Source organism: Burkholderia sp. Ac-20392 (assembly GCF_017104585.1).
Taxonomy (GTDB): domain Bacteria; phylum Pseudomonadota; class Gammaproteobacteria; order Burkholderiales; family Burkholderiaceae; genus Burkholderia; species Burkholderia lata.
Genome location: NZ_JAAGPB010000203.1, coordinates 1 through 14,383 on the forward strand (window position 1 = coordinate 1; position 14,383 = coordinate 14,383).

The following is a 14,383-nucleotide window of genomic DNA, read 5'->3' on the forward strand; positions in this document are numbered from 1 at the left end:
TCTCGGCGCGCTGCGCAAGTCGCTGCAAGGCGAAGCCGATCGCCGCGACCGCGAGCGCATCGAAACGGCCAAGGCCGAGCGCAAGGCGGAAGCCGACGCAAACCTGTTCCGCAACGAGATCGGCACCATCCAGCCGCTGAACGCGCCGCCGCGCGCGGCGGCCGGCCGCACGCCGCCCGACCCGGTGCCGAAGCAGACGCAGCGCGACGAGGAAGCCGTGCTGAACGCGACGCTGTCCGACGAATTCGATCCCGAGACGCTGCTCGACAGCGACGACTCGCTGTACTACCACCGCCCCGGCATCAGCCGCGACGTCGTGCGCAAGCTGCGCAGCGGCGCGTGGATCGTGCAGGCGCAGATCGACCTGCACGGGATGCGGCGCGACGAGGCGCGCGACGCGCTCGCCGATTTCATCCGCGAAGCCGGCAAGAAAGGGCTGCGCTGCCTGCGCGTGATCCACGGCAAGGGGCTCGGCTCGATCGGCAAGGAACCCGTGCTGAAAGGCAAGGTCCGCGCGTGGCTCGTGCAGAAGGAAGAAGTGATCGCGTTCTGCGAGGCACGCGGCAACGACGGCGGCGCGGGCGCGGTGCTGGTACTGCTGCAGCCGTTCGCGGCACCCGGCGACCGGGGGCCGCGTGCCGCATCCTAGGCTGACGCTCGCGATCGCGATACTGGAGGCGATCGCCACGCTGGCCTTTGCGATCTCGGGCTTCATCGAGGCGCGCAAGAACCGCCTCGACTCGGTCGGCACGTTCGTCGTCGCGCTCGCCACCGCGTTCGGGGGCGGCACGCTGCGCGACATCCTGCTCGAACGCCGGCCGTTCTACTGGGTCGTGCACGACGACTACGTGATCGCGATCTTCGTGCTCGCGCTGTTCGCGCCGTTCGTGCTGCGGATGCTGTCGCGTCTGTCGGCCGAGCGGTTGCTGCTCGTCGCCGATGCGATCGGGCTCGGGATCTTCAGCATTTCGGGTACGGCGATCGCGCTCGATGCCGAGATGCCGCGCTTCATCGCGGTGATGATGGGCGTGATCACGGGCGTGGTCGGCGGGATCATCCGCGACGTGCTGTGCAACGACATCCCGCTGATCCTGCGCGATTCGCGGCCATACGCGACCTGCGCGTTCGTCGGCTGCTGGTTCTACCTGCTGCTCGTGTGGCTGCAGTTCGACTCGGTGTACAGCGTGCTGCTCGCAACCGGCTTCATCCTCGTCGCGCGGCTCGCGACGTTCAAGTTCGACGTGCGGCTGCCGCACTGAGCGCCGCTGCGGCATCGACCGTCGCGCCCAAAAAAAAGGGCCGTCTTCGGACGGCCCTTTTTGCTTCGTTCAGCGCTCGCGCGACATCACGCGATCCGCTCTTCCGACGCCGGATCGAACAGCACCGCCTTCGACACGTCGAACAGCAGCGACTGGGTCTGCCCCGGCTGCGGGTTCGCGGCTGGATGCACGCGGCTCACGATCCGCTTGCCGTTCACCTGCGCGAACACGTGCGTATCCGGCCCGGTCGGCTCGGTCACGTCGACGCGCACGTCGATCGGCTGCAGATTCGACGCCTCGCCGTTGTGCGCGTTGCGCGCGTCGGTGATGCGCTCCGGACGCAGCCCGAGAATCACCTCGCGGCCGACGTGCGACTTCAGCTTCGCCGCGTCGAACGGCAGGTTCAGCGCGCTGCGCGCGAGACCCGTATCGATCTCGAGCGCGATCCCGCTGCCCTGCTCGACCAGCTTGCCGTTGATGAAGTTCATCGGCGGCGCGCCGATGAAGCCCGCGACGAACAGGTTCGACGGCGAATCGTAGATGTCCTGCGGCGCGCCGAACTGCTGGACCACGCCGTCCTTCATCACGGCGATCCGGTCGCCGAGCGTCATCGCCTCGATCTGGTCGTGCGTCACGTAGACGATCGTCGTGCCGAGGCGCTGGTGCAGCAGCTTGATTTCCGCGCGCATCTCGATGCGCAGCTTCGCGTCGAGGTTCGACAGCGGTTCGTCGAACAGGAACAGCGACGGATCGCGCGCGAGCGCACGGCCCATCGCGACGCGCTGGCGCTGGCCGCCCGACAGCTGGCCCGGCTTGCGGTCGAGCAGGTGCTGGATCTGCAGCATCTGCGACACGCGGTCGACGATCTGCTGCTGCTCGCCCTTCGGCACCTTGCGGATGTTCAGGCCGAACGAGATGTTCTCGCGCACCGTCATCGACGGATACAGCGCGTACGACTGGAACACCATCGCAATGTCGCGATCCTTCGGCGACAGGTCGTTGACGACCTTGCCGTCGATGCAGATCTCGCCGCTCGTCACGGTCTCGAGCCCGGCAATCATGTTGAGCAGCGTCGACTTCCCGCAGCCCGACCCGCCGACCAGGATCAGGAACTGTCCGTCCTCGATCTCGATGTCGACACCCTTCAGGACCGGCACCCCGTTCGGGTAGGTCTTGTACACGTCACGGATGGAAAGGCTTGCCATGCTGTGAATCCTCTGTCTCGTCTCGCGCGGCGCACTCCGGCGCCGCGTCGGGTTCGTTTCGATGCGCCGCGCGCGAGGCGCGGCCGGTTCGTCGTATCGGATGAAGCCGCGCTTACCCCTTCACCGCGCCCGCCGTCAGCCCGCGCACGAAGTAGCGGCCGGCGACGATGTAGACGAGCAGCGTCGGCAGCGCGGCGATGATCGCGCCGGCCATGTCGACGTTGTATTCCTTCACGCCCGTCGACGTGTTGACGAGGTTGTTCAGCGCAACCGTGATCGGCATCGAATCGACGCCGGAGAACACGATCCCGAACAGGAAGTCGTTCCAGATCTGCGTGAATTGCCAGATCAGGCACACCATGAAGATCGGCAGCGACACCGGCAGCAGGATCTTCGTGAAGATCGTGAAGAAGCCCGCGCCGTCGATGCGCGCGGCCTTCACGAGCTCGGCCGGCACGCTCACGTAGAAGTTGCGGAAGAACATCGTCGTGAACGCGATGCCGTACACGACGTGCACGAACACGAGGCCCGGAATCGTGTTGGCGAGGCCGAGCATCCCCTGCAGGCGCGCCATCGGCAGCAGGATCACCTGGAACGGGATGAAGCAGCCGACCAGCATCATCGTGAACAGCGCGTCGGCGCCGCGAAAGCGCCAGTGCGTGAGCACGTAGCCGTTGAACGCGCCGATCAGCGACGAGATCAGCACGGCCGGGATCACCATTTCCAGCGAGTTCAGGAAGAACGGCTTCATGCCGTCGCAGCGCACGCCGGTGCACGCGCCGCTCCAGGCCTTCACCCACGGGTCGACGGTCCACGTGGTGGGCGGCGTCAGCAGGTTGCCGGTGCGCAACTGGTCGAGATCCTTGAACGACGTCGACAGCATCACGTAGATCGGGAACAGGAAATACAGCGCGAACAGGATCAGTGCCGCATAGATCACTGCCCGGCTGATCGTCATCTTAGGCTGCATTGCGGGTGCTCCTCGATTCCATATACATCAGCGGCACCAGCACCGCGACGACGGTCGCGAGCATCATCACCGAGGACGCCGCGCCGAGCCCGAGCTGGCCGCGGTTGAACGAAAACGTGTACATGAACATGGCCGGCAGCGACGACGACGTGCCCGGGCCGCCCGCCGTCAGCGCGACGACGAGGTCGAAGGTCTTGATCGTGATGTGGCAGAGGATCAGCAGCACCGAGAAGAACACCGGGCGCATGCTCGGGATCACGATCTTGCGGTAGATGGTCGGCAGCGTCGCGCCGTCCACCTGCGCGGCCTTGAAGATCTCCGCATCGACACCGCGCAGCCCCGCGAGGAACAGCGCCATCACGAAGCCGGTCGACTGCCACACGGCCGCGATCACCACGCAGAAGATCGCCTTGTCCGGATCGCCGAGCCAGTCGAACGAGAAGCTCGCCCAGCCCCAGTCGTGCATCACCTTCTCGAGGCCGAGGCCCGGGTTCAGGATCCACTGCCACGCGGTGCCGGTGACGATGAACGACAGCGCCATCGGATACAGGAAGACTGCGCGCAGCGCGCCTTCGTTGCGAATCCGCTGGTCGAGCAGGATCGCGAGGAACAGCCCGAGCGCGACGCAGATCGCGATGAACGGAATCCCGAACCAGCCGAGGTTCGCGGCGGAGGTCCACCACACGTCGTTCTGGAACAGGTCCGTGTAACGGCCGAAGCCGTCGAATTCGTAGTTCGGCAACAGTCGCGAATTGGTCAGCGACAGATAGCCGGTAATCAGGATAAAGCCGTAGATGAACACCACGGCGATCGCGACGCTCGGCGCAAGCACGAGCTTCGGGATCCAGCGATCGGCGAAGGCCGACATCGGCGACGTACGCCGTGCGGCGGCAGCGCCGGATCCGTTTCCGCTAAGAGGGGCAGCCACTTGATTCGACTCCTGGAACGAGGGCGACGCAGGCCGGGCCGGCGCCAGGTACGGCACGAGCCCGCGGGCGAGCCCGTTTGCTGCACATGCAAAAACGCCCGGCCGATGAAGCGTTTCCGGCCGGGCGCCTGTCGCGCGTTACTTGACCTTCGCGGCCTTCGCGAGCGCGGCGACCGCGCTCTTCGAATCCTGCTGCGAGTTCATGAACTTCGTCACGACGTCCGTGATCGCGCCGGCGGTCGCATCGCTCTGCGCCATCCCGTGTGCGAGCGACGGGACGAAGCCGCCCGACTTGATCGCGGTCTGCTCGTCGGCATACGACTTCTTCGCGCAGTCGTCGAACTTGTCCATCTTCACGCCGAGGCGTACCGGCACCGAACCCTTCAGCAGGCTGAACTGTTCCTGGAAGTCCGGCGTCATGATCGTCTTCGCGAGCGCGAGCTGGCCCGGCGTCGCCGCCTTGTCGCCCTTCTGCTGGAAGAACACGAACGAGTCGACGTTGAACGTGTAAGCATTCGCCGTGCCCGGCACCGGTGCGCAGATGTAGTCCTTGCCCGACTTCTTGCCGGCGTTCTCGAACTCACCCTTCGCCCAGTCGCCCATGAACTGCATGCCGGCCTTGCCGTTGATCACCATCGCGGTCGCGAGGTTCCAGTCGCGGCCGTTACGCCCGGCATCGAAGTAGCCCTGGATCTTGCGCACCGTGTCGAACACGGACAGCATCTGCGGCGAGGTCAGCGTCGCCTGGTCGAGGTCGACCAGCGCCTTCTTGTAGAACGCCGGGCCCTGCGACAGCACGACGTCTTCCCACAGCGTCAGGTCCTGCCACGGCTGGCCGCCCATCGCGACCGGCTGGATGCCCGCGGCCTTCAGCTTGTCGGCCACCGCGAAGAATTCAGGCCAGGTGGTCGGCACCTTCGCGCCGACCTTGTCGAGCGCGGCCTTGTTGATGTACAGCCAGTTCACGCGGTGCACCGAGAACGGCGCCGCGACGGTGTGGCCCTTGTACTTGATGATCTTGTCGATTTCCGGCGGCAGGTTCTGCTTCCAGTCGCCGGCAGCGGAATCGATGTTGACGAGCACGCCCTGGTCGGCCCAGTCCTGGATCAGCGGGCCCTTGATCTGCGCGGCCGACGGTGCGTCGCCGCTGATCACCTTGGTCTTCAGCGCGGTCATCGCCGCAGCGCCCGCGCCGCCCGCGACCGCGAAGTCCTTCCACACGTAGCCCTGCTTCTGCAGGTCGTCCTTCAGCACGCCGACGGCCTTCGACTCGCCGCCCGAGGTCCACCAGTGCAGCACCGTCACATTCTCGGCTGCCTGCGCCGCCACGGCGCCAGCCATCAGACCTGCCGCGCAGAGCGCGCCCATGATCGAGCGAACTTTCATTACTTATCTCCTCCAGACTGAATCAACTCGTGAGGTTCCCCGACGGGGGAACCGGCTTCTTGATAACGACGGGGAAATCGAGCCGCGGGACGCTTGCAGCGTACGGGGCCGATGACCGGCCAGGCTCTTACAGAAAGCGTGAATCGAGATTCAACGGCGTGTCTCCTCTTTGTGTTTCTGGCCCGCCGCAATGATGCGGCGCGAGCCCGGGGCCGACGTCGCGCTGACGATGCGCGCCGTCAATGTCCGATAACATTCGGCACAAGGCGTTCCCGAAGGTGAAGCTCGCGCAGTTCATCGACCGCACTTCTTTTTTTCTTCACCCAGGTGCTACCCCTTGCGGCGGATTGTAGTTAAACTACAATTCAGTGTCAAAAATATTTTTATCGCACTACGGATCGCTTCCCAGCACCCCAACCCGGCGGAGACACATGCATACCGATTCCAGCTTTACCTTCGTACTTTTCGGCGGCACCGGCGATCTGTCGATGCGCAAGATCCTGCCCGCGCTGTTCGAGGCGCACCGTGCGAACATGCTGGCGGAGAGCGGCCGGATCGTTGCCGTGGCGCGTCATGAATCGGATCGGGCGTCGTATCTCGAATGGGTCGACACCCATGTGAAGCCGCACGCGGCCAAGGCTGCCGGCAAGGCGTTCGACGAAGCTGCGTGGAAGTCCTTCCTCGATCGCATCGAGTACGTGCACCTCGATCTCGGCCGCGCGGAAGACTACGTCGTGCTGCGCGACGCGGTGGCCTCGCTGCCCGGCATCCGCGTGTTCTATCTGGCGACGGGCCCGTCGCTGTTCGTGCCGATCTGCAAGGCGCTCGCGTCGGTCGGCCTGAACGAAGGCTCGCGGATCGTGCTCGAGAAGCCGCTCGGCTACGACCTGAAGTCGTCGAATGCGATCAACGACGCGGTCGGCGAAATCTTCGCGGAAGGCCAGATCTACCGGATCGACCACTACCTCGGTAAAGAACCCGTACAGAACCTGCTCGCGCTGCGCTTCGGCAATGCGCTGTTCGAGCCGCTGTGGCGCCGCGAATGGGTCGAGAGCATCCAGATCACGATCGCCGAGGAGCTCGGCGTCGAGGCGCGCGGCGATTTCTATGACAATACGGGCGCGCTGCGCGACATGGTGCAGAACCACCTGCTGCAGCTGCTGTCGATCGTCGCGATGGAGCCGCCGCATTCGATGGATTCCGACTCGGTGCGCGACGAGAAGCTGCGCGTGCTCCGCGCGCTGAAGCCGGTCGATCCGCGCGACATCGGCAAGGTTGCCGTGCGCGGCCAGTATCATGCGGGCGTGATCAAGGGCGCGCAGGTGCCGGCCTACGCGACCGAGCCGGGCGTGAAGCCCGACAGCCAGACCGAAACCTTCGTCGCACTGAAGGTCGAGATCGAGAACTGGCGCTGGGCAGGCGTGCCGTTCTTCCTGCGCACCGGCAAGCGGCTTGCCGATCGCGTCGCGGAGATCGTCGTCAATTTCCGCCCGGTGCCGCATTCGGCGCTCGGGCCCACCGCGCTGCGCCCCGGCTCGAACCGCCTCGTGATCCGGCTGCAGCCGAACGAGACGATTCGCCTGTACTGCCTCGCGAAGCAGCCGGGCGAAGGGATGAACCTCGCGAGCGTGCACCTCGACCTCGCGTTCGACCAGTTCTTCAAGGAAGGGCAGATGGAGGCGTACCAGCGCCTGCTGCTCGACGTGATCAACGGCCGTCTCGCCCTCTTCGTGCGCCGCGACGAACAAGAGGCCGCATGGCGCTGGGTCGAGCCTATCCTGAACGAATGGGCACGCACGCTGAAGCCGCCGAAGCCGTACGCGGCGGGCACGTGGGGGCCGGCCGCGGCGAGCGCGATGCTCGCGCAGCACGACACCTGCTGGCTCGAAGAAGAGAACTGATGCAAACCGTTGCCGCGCACGCCACCGTACGCGGCAACGTGCCCCACGATTCGTACGATTTGAACAGACAAAGCAGTCCGGAGGAGATGTGATCGAGATTCACGCTTTCGACACCCAGGAAGCGCAAAGCGAAGCGCTCGCGCGCGCCGTCGGCGATGCGCTGCGCGCCGCGCTCGCCGGCCCCGCGCGCCCGACGCTCGCGGTGTCAGGCGGCACGAGCCCGCGCCCGTTCCTGCAAACGCTGTCGCACGCGGCGCTCGACTGGGCCGGCGTCGACGTGACGCTGGTCGACGACCGCTGGGTGCCGGAGGACGACGCAGCCAGCAACGCGCACCTCGTGCGCGACACGCTGCTGCAGCACGCAGCCGCCCCCGCCCGCTTCCTGCCGCTCGTCGACACGCGCACCGCACTCGACGCGCACGTCGCCGCACTGAACGCGAACGCCGACTACCGCGTGCCGACCGTCGCGGTGCTCGGCATGGGCGAGGACGGCCATACCGCGTCGATCTTCGCCGATGCGCCCGAATGGGATCACGCGATCACGACGCCCGAGCGATTCGTCGCCGTCCATCCCGGCGCCGCGCCGCATGCGCGCGTGAGCTTCTCGCTCGATGCGCTCAAGCGCGTCGACCGGCTGTTCCTGCTGATCGCGGGCGAACGCAAACGCGCGGTGCTCGACGCCGCAGCCGCGTCGCTGCAGAAGAACGCGATTTCCCAACTGGCCAACGACAAGGGGACCCAGCTCGATGTCTACTGGTGCGCAAAGTAAGGCGGCCGTCGCAGGCCAGCATGCCGACGGCCCGCGCCTGCTCGCGGACGTCGGCGGCACCAACGCGCGCTTCGCGCTGGAAACCGGCCCGGGCGACATCACGCAGATCCGCGTGTATCCCGGCGCCGACTATCCGACGCTCACCGACGCGATCCGCAAATACCTGAAGGACGTGAAGATCAGCCGCGTGAACCACGCGGCGATCGCGATCGCCAATCCGGTCGACGGCGACCAGGTCACGATGACCAACCACGACTGGAGCTTCTCGATCGAGGCGACGCGCCGCGCGCTCGGCTTCGACACGTTGCTCGTCGTGAACGATTTCACCGCGCTCGCGATGGCGCTGCCGGGCCTGACCGACGCGCAGCGCGTGCAGATCGGCGGTGGCGCACGCCGCCAGAACAGCGTGATCGGGCTGCTCGGGCCCGGCACCGGGCTCGGCGTGTCGGGGCTGATTCCGGCCGACGACCGCTGGATCGCGCTCGGCAGCGAAGGCGGCCACGCATCGTTCGCGCCGCAGGACGAGCGCGAGGATCTGGTGCTGCAGTACGCGCGCAAGAAGTTTCCGCACGTGTCGTTCGAACGCGTGTGCGCGGGCCCCGGCATGGAGATCATCTATCGCGCGCTTGCCGCACGCGACAAGAAGCGCGTGGCCGCGACCGTCGATACGGTCGAGATCGTCGAACGCGCACATGCTGGCGATGCACTCGCGCTCGAGACGGTCGAATGCTTCTGCGGAATTCTCGGCGCGTTCGCGGGCAGCGTCGCGCTGACGCTCGGCGCGCTCGGTGGCGTGTACATCGGCGGCGGTGTCGCGCTGAAGCTCGGCGAACTGTTCACGCGCTCGTCGTTCCGCGCGCGCTTCGAGGCAAAAGGCCGCTTCACGCACTACCTCGAGAACATCCCGACCTACCTGATCACCGCCGAATACCCGGCGTTCCTCGGCGTGTCGGCAATCCTCGCGGAGCAGCTGTCGAACCGCTCGGGCGGTGCGTCGTCGGCCGTGTTCGAGCGGATCCGCCAGATGCGCGACGCGCTGACGCCGGCCGAGCGTCGCGTCGCCGATCTCGCGCTGAACCACCCGCGCTCGATCATCAACGATCCGATCGTCGACATCGCGCGCAAGGCCGACGTGAGCCAGCCGACGGTGATCCGCTTCTGCCGCTCGCTCGGCTGCCAGGGGCTGTCCGACTTCAAGCTGAAGCTCGCCACCGGCCTTACCGGCACGATCCCGATGAGCCACAGCCAGGTGCATCTCGGCGACACGGCGACCGACTTCGGCGCGAAGGTGCTCGACAACACGGTGTCCGCGATCCTGCAGCTGCGCGAGCATCTGAATTTCGAGCACGTCGAGAACGCGATCGAGATCCTGAACGGCGCGCGGCGCATCGAGTTCTACGGGCTCGGCAACTCGAACATCGTCGCGCAGGACGCGCATTACAAGTTCTTCCGCTTCGGGATCCCGACGATCGCTTACGGCGACCTGTACATGCAGGCCGCATCGGCCGCGCTGCTCGGCAAGGGCGACGTGATCGTCGCGGTGTCGAAGTCGGGACGCGCGCCCGAGCTGCTGCGCGTGCTCGACGTCGCGATGCAGGCCGGTGCGAAGGTGATCGCGATCACGTCGAGCAACACGCCGCTCGCGAAGCGTGCGACCGTCGCGCTCGAAACCGACCACATCGAGATGCGCGAATCGCAGCTGTCGATGATCTCGCGGATCCTGCATCTGCTGATGATCGACATCCTCGCGGTCGGCGTCGCGATCCGCCGTGCGTCGACGAACGGCGACCTGCCCGAGGCCGTCGCCCAGGCGAAGGCCCGCGCGAGCGACGACGAAACGGCCGACGTGCTCGACTGGCTGAGCCACGGCGCATCGCCGGCGGCGAAGGACGTCGCGCGGGATTGACGCGGCGCGGCAGCAGCCGCTTCCCACGTTCGAAACGAAAACGCCACCGGCGCAGCGCGCGCGGTGGCGTTTTTCATTCTGCCGTCAGGCCGCGGTTCACGTGCCCGCCTTGACGGGCCGCCCGTGCCAGCGCAGCACGAGGTAGCGGCCGGCGAAACACAGCACGCCCGAAATGCCGATCGTCACGCCCATCGCGAACGGCGTGCCGTCCGCGAGTGCGCCGATCGCGACGCTCGCGAGCGCGCCGAGCGCCAGCTGCATCGCGCCGAACACGGCTGCCGACGCGCCCGCGTTGTGCGGATAGCGATGCATGAGGTCGGTCGTGCAGTTCGCGGACAGGATCCCGACCACGCCGACGACGAAGAACAGGCACACGACGATCGACCACAGCCCGCCCCACCCCGTCAGCGCGACGAGCGCGACCGCGAGCGACGCGATGCAGCTCACGAGCGACGCGGCCGCGATGATGCGCAGCGAGCCGAGGCGGCCGACGAGCCGTGTGTTCGCGAAGTTGCCGATCATGATGCCGACGACGTTCAGGCCGAACAGCAGCCCGTAGTGCTGCGGCGACACGTGGAAATACTCGATGTACACGAATGGCGTGGCGGTGATGTACGAGAACATCGACGCAAATGCCATCCCGCCGCACAGCATGTGGCCCCAGGCGACGGGATCGGACAGGATGCGCCCGTACGACGCAAACGACGCGAGCACGGCCGCGCTCTTGCGCCGCTCCTTCGGCCAGGTTTCGGGCACGCGCAGGTACGCGGTCGCCGCGCACACCGCGCCGAACACGGCCAGCACGACGAACACGCCGCGCCAACCGGAGAAGCGCAGGATCTGCCCGCCGATCAGCGGCGCGAGCAACGGCCCGACCGCGGTGACGATCGCGACCATCGACAGCACCTTCGCCGCGTCGGTCGGCTCGTGCGCGTCACGCGCGATCGCACGCGACAGCACCGACGCCGCGCCGGCGCCGAGCGCCTGCAGGAAGCGCACGAGGATCAGCATGTCGATCGAAGTCGACACGAAGCAGCCGATGCTCGCGAGCGTGAACAGCGCGATGCCGCCGAGCAGCACGGGGCGTCGGCCCCACGTGTCGGACAGCGGGCCGTACAGCAGCATGCCGACCGAGAAGCCGGCCATGAAGCTCGTCAGCGTGCGCTGCGCGGCGCCGGGGCTGACGGAGAAGCCGTCGGCGATCGACGGCAGGCTCGGCAGGTACATGTCGGTAGCGATCGGCCCGCAGGCGGCAAGCGCGCCGAGCAACAGGATCAGCCGGGCATCGGGCCGGCGTCGGATGACGTGAGACATGGGTATCCGGAATGGAGCCCGCGCGCATCGGGGCGCACGTGGCGGTGAAGACGGGAGGCCGCGCCGCGAACGGCGCGCCCAGGCCCATGATTGTACGCGCAACTTTTTTACGCGCTGGCGGCGTGAGTACGCGGCGGGCCGAACGGTACCGGTGTGGCGCCCGCCACGCGGGATCGCGCATGGGGATTCGATTAAGCTTGCAGCTCCTCGTCCCTCTTGTCTGACCAATACGGACACACGACCGAACCGATGACCGCTTTCCTGTTGATCTGGAGCCCCAAGAAATGGCCGTGGCCCGAACTGCCCGATGTCGCCGCACGCGTGAAGGCCGGCGAGGCCGTGCATGACGTGTGGGGCTGCGGCTTCGCACGCGGCATCCTGCCGGGCGACCGCGTATTCCTGCATCGCGTCGCGAAGGAGCCCAAGGGCGTATTCGGCTCCGGCTACGTGACGCGTGCGCCGTACGAGGTGCCCGATCCGTCGACGAAGCGCGGCCACCGGCTGTGCATCGACTTCGTCTACGACTGGCTGGTCGACGCACACCAGGACGTGGTGATCGCGCGCGACGCGCTGCGCGTCCATCCGTACTCGGTGCAGACCTGGGACGCGCAGAGCTCCGGCACGGTAATCAAGCCGATGGTCGAAGGCCCGCTCGAGAAGCGCTGGGCCGAGCTGACCGGCAAGCGCAAGCCGCCCCCCTTGCCGGATCGATAACGGGGCCGAATCGCCCCCCTTCCTTCCCGATCTGCGCGATCCCTCGCGCGCCGATACGCCGCAGACCGCGCCGCCGGCTCGCCGCGCGCGTCTCCGGTACAATCGGACGATCGTTCCGCCCAGGCGCCGCGGCCCGTGCACAGGCCCCCGCGCCCTTCTCTCGCAGGTTTCGCTCATGTCCAACAATCAGATCCTCTTCGAACGCGCCCAGAAGACCATTCCCGGCGGCGTCAACTCGCCGGTGCGCGCATTCCGTTCGGTCGGCGGCACGCCGCGCTTCGTCGCGCGCGCGCAAGGCCCGTATTTCTGGGATGCCGACGGCAAGCAGTACATCGACTACATCGGCTCGTGGGGCCCGATGATCGTCGGCCACGTCCATCCGGAAGTGCTGTCGGCCGTGCAGAACGTGCTCGCCGACGGCTTCTCGTTCGGCGCGCCGACCGAAGCCGAGATCGAGATCGCCGAGGAAATCTGCAAGCTCGTGCCGTCGATCGAGCAGGTGCGGATGGTGTCGAGCGGCACCGAGGCCACGATGAGCGCGCTGCGTCTCGCGCGCGGCTTCACGGGCCGCAGCCGCATCGTCAAGTTCGAAGGCTGCTACCACGGCCACGCGGACAGCCTGCTCGTGAAGGCCGGCTCGGGCCTGCTGACGTTCGGCAACCCGACGTCGGCCGGCGTGCCCGCCGACATCGCGAAGCACACGACCGTCCTCGAATACAACAACGTCGCCGCGCTCGAAGAAGCATTCGGCGCGTTCGGCGACGAGATCGCCGCCGTGATCGTCGAGCCGGTCGCGGGCAACATGAACCTCGTGCGCGGCACGCCCGAATTCCTGAACGCGCTGCGCGCGCTGTGCACGAAGCACGGCGCCGTGCTGATCTTCGACGAAGTGATGTGCGGGTTCCGCGTCGCGCTCGGTGGCGCGCAGGCTTACTACGGGATCACGGCCGACCTCACCTGCCTCGGCAAGGTGATCGGCGGCGGGATGCCGGCTGCCGCGTTCGGCGGCCGCCGCGACATCATGGCCCACCTCGCGCCGCTCGGCGGCGTCTACCAGGCCGGCACGCTGTCGGGCAACCCGATCGCGGTCGCCGCGGGCCTGAAGACGCTGCAGCTGATCCAGGCGCCGGGTTTCTACGACGCGCTCACCGCGCAGACGAAGCGTCTCGCCGACGGCCTCGCGGCCGAAGCGCGTGCGGCCGGCGTGCCGTTCGCGGCCGACTCGATCGGCGCGATGTTCGGCCTCTACTTCGCCGAACGCGTGCCGACCAGCTTCGCCGAAGTGACGAAGAGCGACACCGAGCGCTTCAACCGCTTCTTCCACCTGATGCTCGACGAAGGCGTGTACTTCGCGCCGTCCGCGTACGAGGCGGGCTTCGTGTCGAGCACGCACGACGACGCGGTGATCGACGCGACGCTCGCGGCCGCGCGCCGCGCCTTCGCGGCACTCGCTGCCTGACCCGGGTCCGCGCGCATGTTTTCGGATATCGATTTCGCCCACATGGAGCGCGCGCTCGCGCTCGCCGCGCGCGGCATGTATACGACGGCGCCGAACCCGCGTGTCGGCTGCGTGATCGTCAAGGACGGCGACGTGATCGGCGAAGGCTTCACGCAGCCGGCCGGCCAGGATCACGCTGAAGTGCAGGCGTTGAAGGACGCGCGTGCACGCGGCTACGACGTCGCCGGCTCGACCGTCTACGTGACGCTCGAGCCGTGCAGCCATTTCGGCCGCACGCCGCCGTGCGCGAACGCGCTGATCGACGCGCGCGTCGCGAAGGTCGTCGCCGCGATGGAAGACCCGAACCCGCAGGTGTCGGGACGCGGCCTCGGGATGCTGCGCGACGCGGGCATCGACGTGCGCTGCGGGCTGCTCGCGCATGAAGCCGGTGAGCTGAACATCGGCTTCGTGTCGCGGATGACGCGCGGCCGCCCGTGGGTGCGGATGAAGACCGCCGCGTCGCTCGACGGCCGCACCGCGCTGCCGTCCGGCGAAAGCCAGTGGATCACCGGCGAGGCCGCGCGCCTCGACGG

Annotated in this window: 13 protein-coding genes; 8 read left to right on the plus strand and 5 right to left on the minus strand. The window is 67.3% G+C overall.

Annotated elements, in window-relative coordinates:
* The coding region (locus tag G3N99_RS21420) for a Smr/MutS family protein (RefSeq protein ID WP_206123409.1) at positions 1-649 on the plus strand (649 nt) is incomplete at its 5' end.
* Complete coding sequence (locus G3N99_RS21425; RefSeq protein ID WP_011351253.1) at positions 636-1,259, plus strand: trimeric intracellular cation channel family protein; 624 nt, start codon at positions 636-638, stop codon at positions 1,257-1,259. The genes G3N99_RS21420 and G3N99_RS21425, both read left to right, overlap by 14 nt.
* An 86-nt stretch (positions 1,260-1,345) precedes the next feature.
* Here G3N99_RS21425 and ugpC read toward each other — a convergent pair whose 3' ends face one another.
* The 4 genes from ugpC to G3N99_RS21445 all read right to left on the minus strand — a co-directional run bounded on the left by ugpC (position 1,346) and on the right by G3N99_RS21445 (position 5,748).
* Positions 1,346-2,464 (minus strand): sn-glycerol-3-phosphate ABC transporter ATP-binding protein UgpC, encoded by a 1,119-nt coding sequence (gene ugpC, locus G3N99_RS21430; RefSeq protein WP_174941419.1) that lies wholly within the window; start codon positions 2,462-2,464, stop codon positions 1,346-1,348.
* Positions 2,465-2,576: 112 nt separating this feature from the next.
* Positions 2,577-3,434, minus strand: a complete 858-nt coding sequence (locus G3N99_RS21435; protein WP_011351251.1) for a carbohydrate ABC transporter permease — start codon at positions 3,432-3,434, stop codon at positions 2,577-2,579.
* Positions 3,424-4,362 (minus strand): sugar ABC transporter permease, encoded by a 939-nt coding sequence (locus G3N99_RS21440; RefSeq protein ID WP_122944702.1) that lies wholly within the window; start codon positions 4,360-4,362, stop codon positions 3,424-3,426. The genes G3N99_RS21435 and G3N99_RS21440 overlap by 11 nt, the downstream gene beginning before the upstream one ends.
* Positions 4,363-4,500: 138 nt before the next feature.
* Positions 4,501-5,748 carry an ABC transporter substrate-binding protein gene (locus G3N99_RS21445; protein ID WP_174944859.1) on the minus strand — a complete coding sequence of 416 codons (1,248 nt, stop codon included), beginning with the start codon at positions 5,746-5,748 and terminating at the stop codon, positions 4,501-4,503.
* A gap of 431 nt (positions 5,749-6,179) precedes the next feature.
* On the opposite strand from G3N99_RS21445, the gene zwf reads away from it, so the two are divergent.
* The 3 genes from zwf to G3N99_RS21460 all read left to right on the plus strand — a co-directional run bounded on the left by zwf (position 6,180) and on the right by G3N99_RS21460 (position 10,324).
* Positions 6,180-7,649: a glucose-6-phosphate dehydrogenase gene (zwf, locus tag G3N99_RS21450; RefSeq protein ID WP_174941423.1), complete on the plus strand. Its 1,470-nt coding sequence runs from the start codon at positions 6,180-6,182 to the stop codon at positions 7,647-7,649.
* Positions 7,650-7,737: 88 nt separating this feature from the next.
* Complete coding sequence (gene pgl / locus G3N99_RS21455) at positions 7,738-8,418, plus strand: 6-phosphogluconolactonase (RefSeq protein WP_174941425.1); 681 nt, start codon at positions 7,738-7,740, stop codon at positions 8,416-8,418.
* On the plus strand, positions 8,396-10,324 hold the full coding sequence (locus G3N99_RS21460; protein WP_174941427.1) for a bifunctional transcriptional regulator/glucokinase: 1,929 nt from the start codon (positions 8,396-8,398) through the stop codon (positions 10,322-10,324). Before pgl ends, G3N99_RS21460 begins: the two co-directional genes overlap by 23 nt.
* A gap of 96 nt (positions 10,325-10,420) precedes the next feature.
* Here G3N99_RS21460 and G3N99_RS21465 read toward each other — a convergent pair whose 3' ends face one another.
* Entirely contained in the window at positions 10,421-11,638 is a 1,218-nt protein-coding gene (locus tag G3N99_RS21465; RefSeq protein ID WP_206123410.1) for a Bcr/CflA family multidrug efflux MFS transporter, read from the minus strand.
* A 249-nt stretch (positions 11,639-11,887) separates the two neighbouring features.
* Between G3N99_RS21465 and G3N99_RS21470 the strand changes: the two genes are divergently transcribed.
* The 3 genes from G3N99_RS21470 to ribD all read left to right on the plus strand — a co-directional run.
* Positions 11,888-12,352, plus strand: coding sequence for a hypothetical protein (locus tag G3N99_RS21470; protein ID WP_206123411.1), 465 nt, complete (start codon positions 11,888-11,890; stop codon positions 12,350-12,352).
* Positions 12,353-12,527: 175 nt separating this feature from the next.
* Entirely contained in the window at positions 12,528-13,811 is a 1,284-nt protein-coding gene (hemL, locus tag G3N99_RS21475) for a glutamate-1-semialdehyde 2,1-aminomutase (protein ID WP_014897811.1), read from the plus strand.
* A gap of 15 nt (positions 13,812-13,826) precedes the next feature.
* Positions 13,827-14,383, plus strand: a 557-nt coding sequence (ribD, locus tag G3N99_RS21480) for a bifunctional diaminohydroxyphosphoribosylaminopyrimidine deaminase/5-amino-6-(5-phosphoribosylamino)uracil reductase RibD (protein ID WP_206123412.1), incomplete at its 3' end; no start/stop codon positions are given.

Bases quoted from the DNA above. Each gene is read 5' to 3' on its own strand.
- ugpC (WP_174941419.1), bottom strand. From the start codon at position 2,464: ATGGCAAGCCTTTCCATCCGTGACGTGTACAAGACCTACCCGAACGGG.
- G3N99_RS21435 (WP_011351251.1), bottom strand. From the start codon at position 3,434: ATGCAGCCTAAGATGACGATCAGCCGGGCAGTGATCTATGCGGCACTG.
- G3N99_RS21445 (WP_174944859.1), bottom strand. From the start codon at position 5,748: ATGAAAGTTCGCTCGATCATGGGCGCGCTCTGCGCGGCAGGTCTGATG.
- zwf (WP_174941423.1), top strand. From the start codon at position 6,180: ATGCATACCGATTCCAGCTTTACCTTCGTACTTTTCGGCGGCACCGGC.
- G3N99_RS21460 (WP_174941427.1), top strand. From the start codon at position 8,396: ATGTCTACTGGTGCGCAAAGTAAGGCGGCCGTCGCAGGCCAGCATGCC.
- G3N99_RS21465 (WP_206123410.1), bottom strand. From the start codon at position 11,638: ATGTCTCACGTCATCCGACGCCGGCCCGATGCCCGGCTGATCCTGTTG.
- G3N99_RS21470 (WP_206123411.1), top strand. From the start codon at position 11,888: ATGACCGCTTTCCTGTTGATCTGGAGCCCCAAGAAATGGCCGTGGCCC.
- hemL (WP_014897811.1), top strand. From the start codon at position 12,528: ATGTCCAACAATCAGATCCTCTTCGAACGCGCCCAGAAGACCATTCCC.